This window comes from Paraburkholderia sp. HP33-1 (genome assembly GCF_021390595.1).
Lineage (GTDB): Bacteria > Pseudomonadota > Gammaproteobacteria > Burkholderiales > Burkholderiaceae > Paraburkholderia.
In genome coordinates this window covers 1,940,945-1,957,050 of sequence record NZ_JAJEJR010000001.1, presented here as the reverse complement: position 1 = coordinate 1,957,050, position 16,106 = coordinate 1,940,945, and the positions used below count along the sequence as shown (strand labels likewise).

Annotated in this window: 14 protein-coding genes; 6 read left to right on the top strand and 8 right to left on the bottom strand. The window is 63.3% G+C overall.

All coding sequences use genetic code 11. The features are described 5' to 3' along the window. The first annotated feature begins 52 nt into the window (after positions 1–52). The gene (locus tag L0U81_RS08875; protein WP_233801831.1) at positions 53–1,147 is read left to right on the top strand and encodes a BMP family ABC transporter substrate-binding protein; all 1,095 of its coding nucleotides are present in this window, start codon (positions 53–55) and stop codon (positions 1,145–1,147) included. Between the two features lie 91 nt (positions 1,148–1,238). On the opposite strand, the gene L0U81_RS08870 is transcribed toward L0U81_RS08875, so the two are convergent. Beyond that, complete coding sequence (locus tag L0U81_RS08870; protein WP_233801829.1) at positions 1,239–1,448, bottom strand: dodecin; 210 nt, start codon at positions 1,446–1,448, stop codon at positions 1,239–1,241. A 253-nt stretch (positions 1,449–1,701) separates the two neighbouring features. On the opposite strand from L0U81_RS08870, the gene L0U81_RS08865 reads away from it, so the two are divergent. Continuing rightward, a complete protein-coding gene (locus L0U81_RS08865) occupies positions 1,702–3,294 on the top strand; it encodes an ABC-F family ATPase (RefSeq protein ID WP_233801827.1) in 1,593 nt (530 codons plus the stop codon). 76 nt (positions 3,295–3,370) lie between these two features. On the opposite strand, the gene L0U81_RS08860 is transcribed toward L0U81_RS08865, so the two are convergent. From L0U81_RS08860 to L0U81_RS08850, 3 genes are all read right to left on the bottom strand, one after another. After that, positions 3,371–4,096 carry a uracil-DNA glycosylase gene (locus L0U81_RS08860; RefSeq protein WP_233801825.1) on the bottom strand — a complete coding sequence of 242 codons (726 nt, stop codon included), beginning with the start codon at positions 4,094–4,096 and terminating at the stop codon, positions 3,371–3,373. A 145-nt stretch (positions 4,097–4,241) separates the two neighbouring features. Further along, positions 4,242–4,445: a DUF1289 domain-containing protein gene (locus L0U81_RS08855; protein ID WP_018417706.1), complete on the bottom strand. Its 204-nt coding sequence runs from the start codon at positions 4,443–4,445 to the stop codon at positions 4,242–4,244. Positions 4,446–4,561: 116 nt separating this feature from the next. Then, positions 4,562–5,863, bottom strand: a complete 1,302-nt coding sequence (locus L0U81_RS08850) for an Nramp family divalent metal transporter (RefSeq protein WP_233801821.1) — start codon at positions 5,861–5,863, stop codon at positions 4,562–4,564. Positions 5,864–6,395: 532 nt separating this feature from the next. Here L0U81_RS08850 and L0U81_RS08845 point away from each other — a divergent pair. The 4 genes from L0U81_RS08845 to L0U81_RS08830 all read left to right on the top strand — a co-directional run bounded on the left by L0U81_RS08845 (position 6,396) and on the right by L0U81_RS08830 (position 10,500). Further along, positions 6,396–7,496 (top strand): polyamine ABC transporter substrate-binding protein, encoded by a 1,101-nt coding sequence (locus L0U81_RS08845; protein WP_233801819.1) that lies wholly within the window; start codon positions 6,396–6,398, stop codon positions 7,494–7,496. A 93-nt stretch (positions 7,497–7,589) separates the two neighbouring features. After that, entirely contained in the window at positions 7,590–8,756 is a 1,167-nt protein-coding gene (locus tag L0U81_RS08840; protein ID WP_233804273.1) for an ABC transporter ATP-binding protein, read from the top strand. Beyond that, entirely contained in the window at positions 8,753–9,685 is a 933-nt protein-coding gene (locus tag L0U81_RS08835; protein ID WP_233801817.1) for an ABC transporter permease subunit, read from the top strand. The genes L0U81_RS08840 and L0U81_RS08835 overlap by 4 nt, the downstream gene beginning before the upstream one ends. Then, the gene (locus L0U81_RS08830) at positions 9,682–10,500 is read left to right on the top strand and encodes an ABC transporter permease subunit (RefSeq protein ID WP_233801815.1); all 819 of its coding nucleotides are present in this window, start codon (positions 9,682–9,684) and stop codon (positions 10,498–10,500) included. The genes L0U81_RS08835 and L0U81_RS08830 overlap by 4 nt, the downstream gene beginning before the upstream one ends. Before the next feature lie 206 nt (positions 10,501–10,706). Here L0U81_RS08830 and L0U81_RS08825 read toward each other — a convergent pair whose 3' ends face one another. From L0U81_RS08825 to L0U81_RS08810, 4 genes are all read right to left on the bottom strand, one after another. Continuing rightward, on the bottom strand, positions 10,707–12,197 hold the full coding sequence (locus L0U81_RS08825) for a flavin-containing monooxygenase (protein WP_233801812.1): 1,491 nt from the start codon (positions 12,195–12,197) through the stop codon (positions 10,707–10,709). Positions 12,198–12,476: 279 nt separating this feature from the next. Continuing rightward, positions 12,477–13,658 carry a tetratricopeptide repeat protein gene (locus L0U81_RS08820; protein WP_233801810.1) on the bottom strand — a complete coding sequence of 394 codons (1,182 nt, stop codon included), beginning with the start codon at positions 13,656–13,658 and terminating at the stop codon, positions 12,477–12,479. A 157-nt stretch (positions 13,659–13,815) separates the two neighbouring features. After that, a complete protein-coding gene (locus tag L0U81_RS08815; protein ID WP_233801808.1) occupies positions 13,816–14,496 on the bottom strand; it encodes a PspA/IM30 family protein in 681 nt (226 codons plus the stop codon). A 462-nt stretch (positions 14,497–14,958) separates the two neighbouring features. Next, complete coding sequence (locus tag L0U81_RS08810) at positions 14,959–15,585, bottom strand: hypothetical protein (RefSeq protein WP_233804271.1); 627 nt, start codon at positions 15,583–15,585, stop codon at positions 14,959–14,961. Positions 15,586–16,106 lie beyond the last annotated feature (521 nt).

Below are 16,106 nucleotides of genomic sequence, written 5' to 3'. Positions count from 1 at the left end.
CTTTTTATCTATCCGCTCAACACCATCCGCTCACCACGACAAGGGAGAAAACATGAAGAGAAGAAATCTGTTGACCGCTTTCGCATGGGGCGCGGCGTCGCTGGCACTTGCAGCGCCGCTCGCGCAAACCGCGCAGGCCGCCGACGTGCCGGGCGTCGCGTTCGTCTATCTGGGCAATCCGGGCGATGCCGGCTGGACCTTCGCGCACGACCAGGGCTCGCGGGAGGCCGAAGCGAAGTTCGGCAACCGGATCAAGATCACGCGCGTCGAGAACGTGCCGGAATCGGCCGACTCCGAGCGCGTGTTCCGCGATCTCGCGAATAAGGGCAACAAGATCATCTTCGGCACGAGCTTCGGCTTCCAGGACTTCCAGCTGAAGGTCGCCAAGGACTTCCCCGACACCGTGTTCCTGCACGCGACCGGCTACAAGAAGGCGCCGAACTTCGGCACCTACGACGTGCGCATGTACCAGGGCGCGTATCTGGCCGGCGTCGCCGCGGGCTACGTGACGAAGAGCAACACGCTCGGCTTCGTCGCTTCGGTGCCGATTCCGGAAGTGGTGCGCAACATCAACGCGTTCACGCTCGGCGCGCGCTCGGTGAATCCCAAGGTGCACACGAAGGTGATCTGGATCAACAGCTGGTTCGATCCGGGCAAGGAAAAGCAGGCCGCCGAAACGCTGATCGGCCAGGGCGCCGACGTGCTGCTGCAGAACACCGATTCGAGCGCGACGCTCGCGACCGCATCGGAGAAGCACGTGCACGCGTTCGGCTGGGATTCGGACATGAAGAAGTTCGGTCCTGATGCGCATCTCGGCTCGGTGGTCGCGCACTGGGGCGTGTATTACACGGCGGTCATCCAGCAGGTGCTCGACGGCAAGTGGAAGAACGATCCGGTGTGGTGGGGCATTCCGCAGAAGGCCGTCAACCTCGAGGATCTGAACACGTCGGCGATTCCGGCCGATGGGCAGAAGCAGGTCGCGGCGAAGCGTGAAGAACTCGCGAGCGGCAAGCACGATGTGTTCACGGGCCCGATCAAGGATCAGTCGGGCACGGTGAAGGTGCCTGAAGGCAAGACCTTGACCGATGCGGAGCTGCAGCGCCTGAACTGGTATGTCGAGGGTGTCGACGGCTCGCTGCCGAAGTAAATCGGCTGGCCTGATCGCGAAAAGCTGCGTCCAGCCTCGGTTGGACGCAGCTTTTTTGTTTTCTGCTTTCGCGTGGCGGCGCGGCCGCCGCTCAGTCCTCGATGCGCAGGCCGACCTTCAGCGTCACCTGCCAGTACGCGACCTTGCCATCCTCGATCTGGCCGCGTGTTTCCGTGACCTCGAACCAGTGCAGATTGCGCAGCGTTTTCGACGCTTTGGCAATCGCGGTGGTAATCGCGTCGTCGATCGATTTCGGCGACGAGCCGGTCAGTTCGATCTTCTTGTAAACGTGGTCTGACATGGATGTCCTCCTTGGTGTGCGTCGCGGGTCGGTAAAACGCTGCTCGGAACACGCATGGAAAAAAGTATAGGCGGATCGGCGGTCGCTATCATGTGCGCGCAACATAAGCCATTCAATCTGATACAGACTGTGTCCGGCGCGGCCGGGCTGCTCGACGGCGAACCGGCGGCGCCGGACGAACTCCCAGGTTGAAATCTCTAAACCTGCTAAAATATTGGGTTTTTCGCCGATATCACATTCAAAGGGACGCGCCGTGCTGTCTACTGCCAATATCACCATGCAATTCGGGCCGAAGCCCCTCTTCGAGAACATTTCGGTCAAATTCGGGGAAGGGAACCGCTATGGCCTGATCGGTGCGAACGGCTGCGGTAAATCCACTTTCATGAAGATTCTCGGGTCGGATCTCGAGCCGAGTTCGGGCAACGTGATGCTCGAGCCGAACGTGCGCCTCGGCAAGCTGCGCCAGGACCAGTTCGCGTATGAAGACGTGCGCGTGCTCGACGTCGTGATGATGGGCCACACGGAAATGTGGGCCGCGATGACCGAGCGCGACGCGATCTACGCGAACCCCGACGCGACCGACGACGACTACATGCACGCGGCCGAGCTCGAAGCGAAATTCGCCGAGTACGACGGCTATACGGCCGAAGCGCGCGCGGGCGAACTGCTGCTCGGCATCGGTATTTCGATCGATCTGCACAGCGGCACGATGAGCAACGTCGCGCCGGGCTGGAAGCTGCGCGTGCTGCTCGCGCAGGCGCTGTTCTCGAAGCCGGACGTGCTGCTGCTCGATGAGCCGACCAACAACCTCGACATCAACTCGATCCGTTGGCTGGAAGACGTGCTCAACCAGTACAACTCGACGATGATCATCATCTCGCACGACCGGCACTTCCTGAACCAGGTCTGCACGCACATGGCAGACATGGACTACGGCACGCTGAAGGTCTACCCGGGCAACTACGACGACTACATGCTCGCGAGCACGCAGGCGCGCGAGCGTCAGCAGGCCGCCAACGCGAAGGCGAAGGAGCGCGTGGCCGATCTGCAGGACTTCGTGCGCCGCTTCTCGGCGAACAAGTCGAAGGCGCGTCAGGCCACCAGCCGTCTGAAGATGATCGACAAGATCAAGATCGAGGAATTCAAGCCGTCGTCGCGGCAGAACCCGTTCATCCGCTTCGAGTTCGAGAAGAAGCTGCACAACATCGCGGTGGTCGCCGAGGGCATTTCGAAGAAATACGAGCGCTCGATCTTCAACAACTTCAGCATCAGCGTGCAGCCGGGCGAGCGCATCGCGATCATCGGCGAGAACGGCGCGGGCAAGACCACGCTGCTGCGCTCGCTGCTGGGCAATCTGCAACTCGATCACGGCACGGTGAAGTGGGCGGAAAACGCCAACATCGGCTACATGCCGCAGGACACGTACGAAGAGTTCCCGGGCGACGTCACGCTGATGGACTGGATCGACCAGTACCGCAAGGAAGGCGACGACGAGCAGATGGTGCGCGGCACGCTCGGCCGCCTGCTGTTCAATGCGGACGACATCCGCAAGTCGGTCAAGGTGCTGTCGGGCGGCGAGAAGGGCCGCATGATCTGGGGCAAGCTGATGCTCGGCCGCCACAACGTGATGCTGATGGACGAGCCGACCAACCATATGGATATGGAGTCGATCGAATCGCTGCAGATCGCGCTGGATAAGTTCGAAGGCACGCTGATTTTCGTGTCGCATGACCGCGAATTCGTGAGCGGCCTCGCGAACCGGATCATCGAAGTGAAGACCGATGGCACGCTGAACGACTTCGGTGGCAACTATGAGGACTTCCTGACGAGTCAGGGCGTGCAATAAGCGGCTGGTTGCGGGTCTTCAGCGATCCCCAAAAGGCCCACGCCGGCAGTCTGCCGGCGTGGGCCTTTTTGTTCATTCACTGGCTCAGCGCGAGGCGTCGGATGACTTCATCCAGCTTGCCCATCGGGCGGGCCGTCCCCTGAATCGCCCGGTTTGCAGGCTTTACCGCTCTCGCCGTAGGGTGCCTCACGAGTTCGTGTGGAGGCTGCATCGGGTGACTTCGCAATGCGCTTTCCGCTTCCCGCCCAAGCGCAACGAACCTTACGGATCGAGGGAACAGGCTGATGAAGTCAGTCAGAATCTGGCCCGTCGCATGTAGCTCGTGATTCGATGGGCGGCGGTTGCTCTCGGTATCATCGTCCGCGAACGGATGAAACGGGAACGCATTCCATAGCGCAAACTCGGTCGGTCCGAATCCGTTGGAGAGCATCGTCTGCCAGACGACCGAGGCGGTTCTCTCATAGACGCCGTATTCGCGGTCGGTCATTCGAGACAGCGCGGCGCGGCAACTGGTGCGGGTTACTGGACCCGGGAGGTAGTCCGGGAGCGGGCTGCGGTCCGATCCAGTGGCGCAGCTGTCGAGCTTCGTATCGTTGCCAAGCAGAATCCGCTCGGAAGTCATCGCGATGCCTGTGAAACGTCCGCCGCGGCAACTCAGCGCCTCCGCAATCAGGATCACCTTGACGCTCGTCTGGCGCGATTGCAGGTAGGCCGCAAGCTGTTGACGGCGAATCAGCGGCGCGTTGATGCCGGGCTGATCGCGCTCATCGGTCTGAGACCATGGATTGAACACGTTGGCCATTCGGGGCCATTCGACGAGGCATTGAACGAAGTCCCGGACGGCGGTCATGGAGTCGAAGTGTTCCGAAGCAAAAAAATGCCGGGGAAGTCCCGGCATTCTTCAGGTGGCGAGCGACATCAACCCGCAATGCGCGCTACGAACACGCTCAAACCTTGTCGTTCTGAAACCGCATCGCCGTGCCTTCCCGTTCGATCCGGGCCCAGATCGCGCGCTTTTCCTCGTCGCTGAGGAACACCCAGTTGGACACTTCGGTGGCGGTGCGCCCGCAGCCTTTGCAGACCTCGTCGAAAAGCGTGGAGCAGACGCCGATGCATGGGCTGTCGGGAAGATCGTGGAGATTCGAAGTCATCGGAAACCTTGGAGCGGGGGGCAAAGTCCCGTTATGTTAACCGATGCCTGGCGCGCGTCTGCGCCGCAGTGGTCATCGTCACGCGAAATTCACGGTAATCGCGCCGACATCGGACGTCATGCCCCGGTCGCCAGTTGCCACAACAACGCGCCGTTCAGCGCAATGATGAACGCCGCCGACAGCCATGACAGCACGAGCGGCATGCCATGCACACGCCAGCCGCGCATCAGCGTCGCATCGGACGCATAGCGGATCAGCGGGACGACCGCGAGCGGCAATTGCAGGCTCAGGACGACCTGGCTCGCGACCAGCAACTGATTCGAGCCATGCTGGCCGAACGTTCCCACCGCCAGCAGCGCCGGCCCAATCGCGAGCGCGCGCGTGAGCAGCGCGCGTTTCCAGCGTGGCAGCCGCAGCCGCAGGAATCCCTCCATCACGGTCTGACCGGCCAGCGTGCCGGTGACGGTCGCGCTAAGCCCGCACGCGAGCAGCGCCGCCGCGAACAGGATGCCGGCCCAGCGGCTGCCGACGAGCGGTGCGATCAACCGATGCGCATCGGCCAGATCGGTCACGTCGCGATGGCCGCTCGCATAGAACACGGCAGCCGCGACGATCAGCAGCGCCGCGTTGATCACGAGCGCGAACGCAAGCGAGCCGAAGGTATCGAGATTGACGACGTGCAGCGCAACCTTGATCTGCGCGTCGCTGCTGTCCGGCGCGTGATGCTTCACCAGCGCCGAATGCAGATACAGGTTGTGCGGCATGACCGTCGCGCCGACGATGCCCGCCGCGAGCCACAGCATGCCCGCGTTTCTGATCAGCTCGACGCTCGGCGCGGTGCCGGCGAGCGCCGCGTGCCAGTCGGGCCGCGCGAGCGCGAGCTGCACGACGAAGCACAAGCCGACGAAGCCGATCAGCGCGGCGACCACCGCTTCGAGCCTGCGGCCGCCTTTCTGCTGGAGCGCGAGCAGCGCGAAGGTGCAGACCGCCGACATCAGCACGCCGACCGTCAGCGACACGCCGAGCAGCAGTTGCAGCGCGACCGCGCTGCCGACCACCTCGGCGACGTCGACGGCGATGATCGCGACTTCGCTGGTCAGCCACAGGAATACCGTGGTGCGCCGGCCGTTGCGCTCGCGGCACAACTGCGCGAGGTCGCGCCCGCTCACCACGCCGAGCCGGGACGACAGCCACTGCATCAGCATTCCCATCAGGCTCGACAGCAGCACGATGCCGAGCAGGCGGTAGCCGTAGCCCGCGCCGGCGCCGAGCGCGGTCGCCCAGTTGCCGGGATCGATATAGCCGACCGCGATCAGCGCGCCGGCGCCGAGGAACGAGAACCAGTGCGCCGGACGCGTCGGATCGCCCGGCAGACGCCGGCCGCGGTTGGGACGCATCGCGAAAGGATTGGTGTTCATCGGTACCTGAGCTTCAGGGAAGTACATCCTGTTGCAAGTCACATGCCCATTGCATGCGCGCAACGGGCGGGCTGCCGTCGCGAGACGACATCACGCGCCACGCATCAAAAGATCATGATAGGAGCATTCGGGCCTGCACGGCGGCGCGGGCCACGAAAGGTGCTCCGCACGCCGAAGCCGATCAGCACCGCGAGGCGCCGTCGAGCACCGCTGCGGGACCCGCCGGCGCACCACCCGGGTGCGCGCCGACGTCGACCTGACAACCAGGTGACAGCGACACGACAAAACCCTCGCAGCCCGCGCGCAGCACGGATCACGCGCGGCCGCCGCGCGCGTATTTTTCGGTAGACACGGGCCGATAACCCGTTAAAATTGCGCCCATTTTGCAGTGGTGCGGCCAAAGTCTGTACCGTTTGCACGACAGCTCCGGGTTTTTTTTGGAGCGAGCAATAATTGATGGTAGTTTTCGGGGTTTTCAGGGGACCGTGCGCGCGAGGCCGCGGCTTGAGTGACGAGACAATCGGAGAACGGGATGAACAAACGGATAGTGGGGCATGCGGCGGCGCTGATCTTGTGCGCGGCGCCGTGGTTGACGGCCGCTGCGAAGGATACGCAGCTCAACGTTTATAACTGGTCCGACTACATCGCGAAGGACACGATCTCGAACTTCACGAAACAGACCGGCGTCCAGGTCAAGTACGACAACTACGACAGCGACGACACCCTGCAGGCCAAGCTGCTCACCGGCAACTCGGGCTACGACATCGTCGTGCCGACCAGCAACTATGCGGGCAAGCAGATCGCCGCGGGTATCTTCGAGCCGCTCGACAAATCGAAGCTGCCGAACCTGAAGTACCTCGACCCGTCGCTGATGGCGCTCGTCGCCGGTGCCGATCCGGGCAACAAGTACGTGGTGCCCTGGGCCTACGGCACCACCGGCCTCGGCTACAACGTGAACAAGGTCCAGCAGATCCTCGGCAAGAACGTGCCGCTCGATAACTGGGACATCCTGTTCAAGCCGGAAAACATCTCGAAGCTAAAGGCCTGCGGCGTGTCGGTGCTCGACGCGCCGGACCAGATGTTCGCGGCCGCGCTGCACTACATGGGCAAGGACCCGATGAGCACGAACCCGGCCGACTACCACGCCGCGCTCGAGATGCTCAAGAAGATCCGCCCGTACATCACGCAGTTCAACTCGTCGGGCTATATCAACGACCTCGTCGGCGGCGACGTCTGCTTCGCATACGGCTGGTCGGGCGACGTCGTGATCGCCAAGCATCGCGCGATCGAGGCGAAGAAGCCGTACAAGATCGAGTACTTCGTGCCGAAGGGCGGCGCGCCGGTATGGTTCGACGTGATGGCGATTCCGAAGGACGCGAAGCACAAGGAAGCCGCGCTCGAGTGGATCAACTACATCGAGACGCCGCAGGTGCACGCCGCGATCACCAACGCCGTGTACTACCCGAGCGTCAATATGGAAGCACGCAAGTACGTGGACAAGGATGTCGCGAACGATCCGGCCGTGTACCCGTCACCAGAAACGATCAAGACGCTGTTCCTGTTGAAGCCGCTGCCGCAGGAAATCCAGCGGCTGCAAACGCGGCTGTGGACTGAGTACAAGTCCGGCCGCTAAGCGCGGCATATACACAGAATAAGCAGCATCATGAAGCCCTCGGTGTTCGCCGGGGGCTTTGTTCGTCAAACGCCGGAGTGAAGCAGCATTATGATGAGTAGTGACCAGGCTGGCGCGCTGGCCGGGACGGCCGTGCCGTCGACGGGCCCGAATACCGTTACAGGCGACGCAGCGGACCAGTTCATCCAGATCGTCGACGTCGTGAAGAAGTTCGGCGAGACCGTCGCGGTCAGAGGGGTCAACCTGACGGTCAGGAAGGGCGAGCTGTTCGCGCTGCTCGGCAGCTCGGGCTGCGGCAAGTCGACCTTGCTGCGCATGATGGCCGGGCTCGAAACCGTGACGTCGGGCAAGATCCTGATCGATGGCGAAGACCTCGCGCAACTGCCGCCGTATCGCCGGCCGGTCAACATGATGTTCCAGTCGTACGCGCTCTTTCCGCATATGACGGTCGAGGCGAACGTCGCGTTCGGCCTGAAGCAGGAAGGCGTGCCGAAGGCCGAGCTGAAAGACCGCGTGCACAATGCGCTCGAACTCGTGCAGATGGGCCGCTTCGCGAAGCGCAAGCCGCATCAGCTGTCGGGCGGGCAGCAGCAGCGCGCCGCGCTCGCGCGTTCGCTCGTCAAGCGGCCGAAGCTCCTGCTGCTCGACGAGCCGATGTCGGCGCTCGACAAGCAGATCCGCCAGCGCACGCAGATCGAGCTCGTCAACATTCTCGACCAGGTCGGCGTCACCTGCATGATGGTCACGCACGATCAGGAAGAAGCGATGACGATGGCCGACCGCCTCGCCGTGATGAGCGAAGGCCAGATCGTGCAGCTCGGCACGCCGCATGAGGTCTACGAGTATCCGAACAGCCGTTTCTCGGCGGAGTTCATCGGCTCGACCAATCTGTTCGACGGCCATACGATCGAGGACGAACCCGATCACGTGTTCATCGAAACGTCGGATCTGCCGTGCCATTTGCACGTCAATCACGGCATCACCGGTCCGCTCGGCATGCCGGTGACGATCTCGGTGCGGCCCGAACGCATCGCGCTCACGCGTAAGCCGCCTGAGGGCGCGCACAACTGGGGCAAGGGCGTCGTCACGAATATCGCGTACATGGGCGGCTATTCGCTGTATCACGTGAAGCTCGACGGCGGCAAGACCGTGATCGCGAACGTGACGAGCCTCGCGCTCACCGAGATCGAGCCGCCGACCTGGGGCGACGAGGTGTACGTGCGCTGGAGCGCATCGGCCGGCGTGGTGCTGACATCATGAAAGAAGCGCTTGCCTCGTTTTTCGCATGGCCGGCGCGGCGTCTGAAGCTCAGTGGCCATACCGCGGTGGTGGCGGGGCCGTTCATCTGGCTGCTGCTGTTTTTCCTCGTGCCGTTCCTGCTGGTCGTGAAGATCAGCTTTGCCGATTCTCAGCTCGGCATTCCGCCGTACACGCAGCTCGTCAAATTCGCGGAAAACGCGCTGCACATCACGCTCGATCTGTCGCACTACGCGTTTCTGCTGACCGACAGCCTGTACTTCGCGACCTATGTGAATTCGGTCGTGGTCGCGGCGATTTCGACCGTGCTGTGTCTGCTGATCGGCTATCCGATGGCTTATTACATCGCGCGCTCGAATCCGGCCACCCGCAATCTGCTGATGATGGCCGTGATGCTGCCGTTCTGGACGTCGTTCCTGATCCGCGTGTACGCATGGATCGGCATTCTGAAGAACAACGGATTGCTGAATAATTTCCTGATGTCGATCGGGCTGATCCATTCGCCGATCGAGCTGTATCACACGAATACGGCGGTCTATATCGGCATGGTCTATTCATACCTGCCGTTTCTCGTGATGCCGCTCTACGCGCATCTCGTGAAAATGGACCTGACCTTGCTGGAAGCCGCGTACGACCTCGGCGCGAAGCCGTGGAAGGCGTTCTGGCAGATCACGCTGCCGCTGTCGAAGAACGGCATCATCGCGGGCTGTCTGCTGGTGTTCATTCCGGCGGTCGGCGAGTACGTGATTCCCGAGCTGCTCGGCGGCGCGAACACGCTGATGATCGGCCGCGTGATGTGGAATGAGTTCTTCGACAACGCCGACTGGCCGATGGCGTCCGCCGTCACGTGCGCGATGGTGGTGTTGCTGCTGGTGCCGATGGCGCTGTTCCAGCAAGCGCAGGCGAAGGCATTGGAGGAGGGCCGCCGATGAAGCCCAATCGCATGCTGCAGCTGATCGCTCTGGGCATCGGCTTTCTGTTTCTATATATCCCGATCGTCAGCCTCGTCGTGTATTCGTTCAACGAATCGCAACTTGTCACGGTGTGGACGCGCTTTTCGACGCGCTGGTATGTGGCGCTGTTGAGCGACGACGAACTCATTGCGTCCGCGTGGCTGTCGTTGCGCATTGGCTTGTTGACGGCGTTCGCGTCGGTCATCATCGGCACGTGGGCCGGTTTCGTGCTCGCGCGCATGGGGCGCTTTCGCGGCTTCACGCTGTACACAGGCATGATCAACGCGCCGCTGGTGATTCCCGAAGTCATTCAGGGTATCTCGCTCCTGCTGCTGTTCATCGAAATGGCGCGCTGGATCGGCTGGCCGGCCGAACGCGGCATCTTCACGATCTGGATCGGTCACGTGATGCTGTGTATTTCGTACGTCGCGATCATCGTGCAGTCGCGCGTGCGGGAGCTGCATCCGTCGCTCGAGGAAGCCGCGCTCGACCTCGGCGCGACACCGCTGCGCGTGTTCTTCTCCGTCACGTTGCCGCTGATTTCGCAGGCGCTGGTGTCGGGCTGGCTGCTGTCGTTCACGCTGTCGATCGACGACCTCGTGCTCTCAGCGTTCCTGTCGGGTCCTGGCTCGACGACCTTGCCGCTCGTCGTGTTCTCGCGCGTGCGCCTCGGCCTGAACCCGGAGATGAATGCGCTCGCGACGCTGTTCATCGCGGTCGTCACGGTTGGCGTCGTCGCGGCGAACTTCTTCATGCAGCGCGCGGAGCGCAAGCGGGCCGTGATGGCGGTTTGAGGTTGCGCGACGCGCGAGGCGTCGCGCGTGATCGAACCACGAATCGCGGCCTTCACTTTTTCTGACGATAGCCATGATCGAGTCCCTTCTGCGCGTGCTGGACTGGAAGCCGCTCTATCGGCTGTGGGAACTGATCGTGATCGTCGTGAAGTTTCTGTGGGAGCTGTTGCAGTTACTGAGCGGCGGCGGGTAATGAGTGTGCCGGTTCAACGCGCGAAGCGGTAATCCTGTGGCCGCACGCGCCGCGTACGTTTGCGAAAGCTGAACGTGAAGCCTGGCCAGATCGCGGTGACCTTGCCACTCTGTGTTTGATACCAGCTATGGCAGCCGCTCGTCCACACCGCGTGCTGCATCTCCTGCTGCAGACGCGCGTTGAAATCGCGCTGCACGTCGGCGCGCAGGGTCATGGTGCGCGCCTTGTGCTTGCGCAGTACGCGCAGGCAATCGACGATATAGCGCAGTTGCGACTCGATCATGTAGATCATCGAGTTATGGCCGAGCCCCGTGTTCGGGCCGGCGATCATGAAGAAGTTCGGGAAGTTCGCGATGCTCGTGCCGAGATAGGCCTCGGGGCCATCGCGCAGCCAAAGCGCGCTGAGGTCGCTGCCATCGAGGCCGGTCACTTCGAACGGCGCGCGCACGTCGTTGACCTGGAAACCGGTGCCGCAGATGATCGCATCCGCGCGGTGATGCACGCCGTCGTCCGTCACGATGCCGTCCGCGACGATTTCGCGAATGCCGCTCGTCACGACGTCGACGTTCGGCTGACAGACGGCCGGGTAATAATCGCTCGACAGCAGCACGCGCTTGCAGCCGAGAAGGTAGTTCGGCGTGAGCTTCGCGCGCAGCGCCGGGTCCTTGACGCGTCGCTCCAGATAGCTGAGGCCGAACTTCATCGGCGCCTTCATGAGCTTCGGATTGACGACGAACGCCACCCCGCGCGATTCGAGCTGCCAATAGATCGCACTGCGTACGAAACGCTGCGTGAACGGCAGCGTGCGAAAGAGCCACTGCGCGCGCGGGCCGATCGGCTTGTCGCGCTTCGGCATCACCCACGGCGCGGTGCGCTGGAACAGGTCCAGATGCGCGACGCGCGGCTGGATTTTCGGCACGAACTGGATCGCGCTCGCGCCGGTGCCGATCACAGCGACGCGTTTGCCGTCGAGCGAATAACCGTGATCCCAGCGCGCCGAATGGAACAGCTTGCCCTCGAAACGTTCGATACCGGCGATGCGAGGCAGCGCGGGACGTGACAGCGGACCGCTCGCGGCGATCAGCACGTCGGCCTCGATGGTTTCGCGCGCGCCGTTCGTGTCGAGTTCGACGAGCCAGATCTGCCGCGCGTCGTCGAAGCGCGCGGCGCTTACCTTCGCGTTGCAGCGCACATAGCGATCGACGCCGTACTTGCGCGCGCAGTGCTGCAGATACGCGAGAATTTCGGCCTGACTGCTGAACGCGCGCGACCACGCCGGATTCGCCTCGAACGAAAACGAATAGAGGTGCGAGGGGACATCGCAGGCCGCGCCAGGATAGGTATTGTCGCGCCACGTGCCGCCGATGCCGCTCGCGGCCTCGTAGACCGTAAACGATGTGATACCCATCTGCTGCAGACGGATCGCCATGCCGAGACCGGCAAAGCCACTGCCGACGATCGCAATGCGCGGCGCGGCGGATGAAGCGGAAGAGGCAGGCGTCACGGTGGTCTCCGGCACGGGGCGAAAGCGGGGGGTGAAATGATAGCGGCTTGCCGCACGACGAACCGCAAAGCGTGCCGCGGCGCGCCTGCGTTGCATTCCTTCCGTTCGCGCTCGGGCGATCGTGCTCGTGCAGCACGAGGGCTGCGACGCGGAGTCGGCGCGGGCGTGACGCAAGCGCCGGCACAACGCAAGACCGGCAGACAAAAAAACAGGCTCCGTGCAGTTCACAGGAGCCTGTTCTTCATTCAACATGCAGCGGAATCTGACGCAGCGGATCGCTCAGGTATCGGTCCAGCCACCGGAATCGTCGTTGCTGCCCATGTCGATACCGCCGCCGTTGTCGTTCCAGTCGTTCGAACCCTGACCGAAGTCGAGGCCGCCGTCGTTTCCAGCATCGTTGCGGCGACGGCGCAATTCGTCGTCGTCGACGATCACGTCGCGTTCGACGACGCGATCACGCCCATGACTCAGTGCTTCGCCAAGCAACACGCCGGTCAGCAGACCGCCCATGCCGCCACCCATGCCACCGCCTTGCTGCACGATGACCTGCGGCTGCTGCTGATACGGACCCTGTTGCGGATAAGGCGGCTGCGGGTTGCCGAAGCGTTCGGCCTCCTGCGCGTACGCCGATTGCTGCTGGCCGGTGCTCGCGGACGCAGCAGTCGGATCGGGCCGGCCATCGGCGCGCGCGCGCAGGCTGGCGAGGCGCTGCTCGAACTCGTCGAGCGCATAAGGTGGCAGCGGATTCTTGCCGTTCGACAGCGTTTCGACGACGCCGCGCAACTGATCTTCGGTCGCTTCGACGTCTTTCTCTAGCAGTTCGTGACCCGGCGCGGTGGACAGCTTCACGTCGAGTTTGAGCGAACGCACCGTGTTGAGCATGTCAGTCGCGCGCTTCAATTGCGCGCGGCGATCCTCGTCGGCGCGCGTATCTTCCTGGCTGCGCGCACGGCGCAAAGTCCAGCGCAGCACGAGCGCGATCGCTGCGATGAGAACGATGATACCGATCCACATACCTACCCCCGGACCATGCCGTTGTTGCGCTTGCGACATCATCGCCGACTGTTGCTGCACAGCAGGCGCATTCTGCTGCGCGAACGGATTCGCGGCGTGACGGGTGACGTTGCCGCCCGCGCGTTCCGCGTCGCGGCGCAGGCGCGCTTCGGTTTGCGCGAAACGGCCCGAGTCGGTGAAGCGGATCTGCGGATCGAGCGTCTTCGCCTGTTCCAGCTGATCGAGCGCCTCGCCGGAACGACCTTCGCGATCGAGCACCTGGGCGTACAGATAGTGCGCGTGCGCGTTGTTCGGATGGGCTTGCAACACCTCGGTGAGGCCGGCGTCGGCCTGCTGCCAGTTGCCCTGCGACATCGCCGATTCGATTTGCTGAGCGGTCGGCACCGCGAACGCCGCGGCCGACACGAGCAGCAGCGAAGCGAAGGCGGTTGCGAAAAGTTTTTTCATTTGCGGACCGGGCGCGGCGCGCCCGTCTCCATCAGTCGATTGCGGTGGCCGCCTGTGGCGGCCGGTATGCCGGTGCGTTCAGGAGCGAGCGTACCGGCATGTACTACTACTGCATTTACCGTTGCTGTGCGTACCGCGAGGCACGCGCCCCCGGCATTTACTGCGCCGGCGTGTTGAGCTGCTTTTTCAGGGCTTCGAGCCGGTCGTCGACCGACGGGCCGCGATTCAGCTCGGCGAGCTTGTCGTCGAGCGCCTTGCCGCTTTTCTCGTCGGCGGAGTTCAGACGTGCGTCCGAACGCGCGTTCGACAGCGCGACCTTGTCTTCGAGCTTCTGGAAATCCTCGGACAGGTTCTTGCCGCCGATGCCGCCGAGTGCCGTGGCCGCGACATCCTTCGCCTGCGCGATCTCCTGCTTGGCCTGCAGGATATTCGAGCGCGCGTTCAGGTCGTTGCGGCGCGAACGCATGTCCTCGATCTGGCTCTTCAGCTGCGCGACCGACGGCTCCAGCGAAGTCAGTTCTTTCGTCAGCGCATCGCGTTCGGCTTCGGCCGTGGCTTGCGCGCCGAGCGCTTCACGCGCGAGCGCTTCGTCGCCGGACTGCAGCGCGCGGCGGGCGCCGTCTTCATACTTCTTCGCCTTGTCCGCGGCAACATCGCGCTTGCTTTGCTGAGTGGCAACCTGCGCCTGAATCTCGATCAGCGAGTTCTCGGCCTTGCCGATGCTGTCGTCGAGTTCGCGCACGATCTGGCGCGAGTCGCGCGACGGATCCTGCACCGAGTCGGCCGCATCGTTCAGAAGACCTTTGACGGTGCGCGAAATGCTGTCAAAAAGCGACATGAAAACCTCCAGAGAATGTAAGCGGCGCCGACGATGCGTGCGCGCCTGACTGCCTTTAGCTGCTACTGCTACTTTACGCCGCCGCGCGCGATGCGCAACGTTCGGACCGGAGTTCGGGGCGCAGTTGCCAATTGCAATAGGGCAGCGCGTTTTTGTTGGGGCGCAATGTCGGGTTGGTGCTGGCCCGGATGATGGAAAGCCACGAGGGGTATGGACTTGACGGCGGATATTACACCATCGGCGGTCTTAAAGATGGCTTAAACGATACGGCCGTCCGAGGGCTCGCGCGGGGCAGGAAAAGCCGCTGTCTGCGCGAGGGGGCGGGCGTTGTCTAATGGCGGTTCATGCGCGTGTCACTGATGTAACGATCTGCAACCGGGAGGCTCGTTGCGTGCCCGGGCCCGCTCGCTCAAAGGCGTTGATTGCGGCTCGACGCACGGTAATTTTCCGTCATGCTTTCCGTTACGCGAAGCGGCTGCTTTCGGTGCTCGGGTCGCTGTCGGGTTCGTCGTCGTCGGTGGACTTGTCGACGCGGCGGCGCTTCAGTGAGTTGCGCAGCCGCAGCCGCTTCCGTTTAGGCGCTGCAGTCTCGATTGCGGCTGTTTCGGCGCTTTCTGCGATTTCGGCGCCGCGTGCTGCCGTGAGACGCGCGACGGCTTCGGCGGTGGCCACTGCCTGTTCGTCCTGCTCTGCCGCGAGCGCGGCGGCGACGCCCGCGGGAAGCAGCGGCGGGGGCGAATCCACGGCATCTGCCGCGCCGGCAGCCCCGTTGGCCGCAGCGGCGTCGCCAGACGCAGCGGCACCATCCGTCTCGTGCGCTTGCAACGACATCGGCAGGGCAGCCCGCGCATAGCGCGTACCGCGCGCGACACGCTGCAGAGCCGCGTTAAGCGCATCGGGCGCGCGCGGCGCGCGCAGCCGGTCGACGATACTCGCGGCCTTGACCTGCTCGCTGGTCGCGCCGAAGCTCAGCACCGCGCGCCGCATCAGTTCACTGACGCTGATGCCCAGATCCTCCGCGGTCGCGGTAATCGCACGTTTCTGCGCGGTCGTGACGAATACGACGATCCGCTCGCTGGGCTTGGACATGATCGACTCGCAGTATTGTTGGCATGGGCGGGTCGGCGCGTGCCTCCGGATGCGGTGTCGGAACCCGTCATTGGAGCTGCCGCTGGAACCCGCCGATGGGGTCGCCGTCGCGCGCATCGACCTGCTCGGGCGCGCGGGGTTCATCATATGACGAGTTGCGCCGTCACGGAACAAGCGCAGCGCGAAAATCCCGTGACATCAATGAGTTGTAGTGTTTGCGGGCGGTTTGTCCACAGCCCTTTCAACAGAAAATGTTGATAACCCCGCATAAGCCGCGTATCGCGCCCAAGCTGCACCGCGCGCTGCCCGAAATTACAGGCACTGACTAGAAAAAGGCGGTCCGCGAAGGGAATTCTTACAAAAAAACTGCGTTGGACCGCTGCCGATTTCTTTTAAAATGCGCTGTTACGTTGCGCCGGACATGGTCCGAGGCGTGCCGTGCGGCCGGCCGGGGGCAAGGTCCGCAGGGCGGCGTACGTCCCGGCCAGGATGTCGAACACGACCCATGCGCGCGCCGCGCG